Annotated in this window: 1 protein-coding gene; it reads right to left on the bottom strand. The window is 61.2% G+C overall.

Annotated features, from left to right (window positions below):
- Window positions 1-289: DUF2345 domain-containing protein (locus GHO25_RS25930; protein WP_153393472.1), on the bottom strand; the 289-nt coding region annotated here is incomplete at both ends.

Below are 289 nucleotides of genomic sequence, written 5' to 3'. Positions count from 1 at the left end.
ACGCCGCGGCCTGGCTTTGCGCGTTTTTATAGGCAAAGTTGCTGGCATGGGCGATGTATTGGCCGCTAGTGGTGTGGCTGATGCCACCGGCGTTATAGGTGGTGGTGCTGCCCGCGGCCTTGATCACCAGTTCTTCCTTGGCGCTGAGGGTGATGCGTTCGGCGGTGGCGGTGATGTTGAGCTTGGCCAGCAGGTTGATGTTGTCTTTGAGGGCGCGAATGTCGATGTCGCCAGAGGCCGCGACCAGTCGCCAGCCCATACTTTGGACGAAAGTGCGCACGCCGCGGCT

It is taken from the genome of Pseudomonas sp. FSL R10-1350, from assembly GCF_009600525.1.
Lineage (GTDB): Bacteria > Pseudomonadota > Gammaproteobacteria > Pseudomonadales > Pseudomonadaceae > Aquipseudomonas > Aquipseudomonas helleri.
This window is presented reverse-complemented; position numbering and strand designations above follow the sequence as displayed.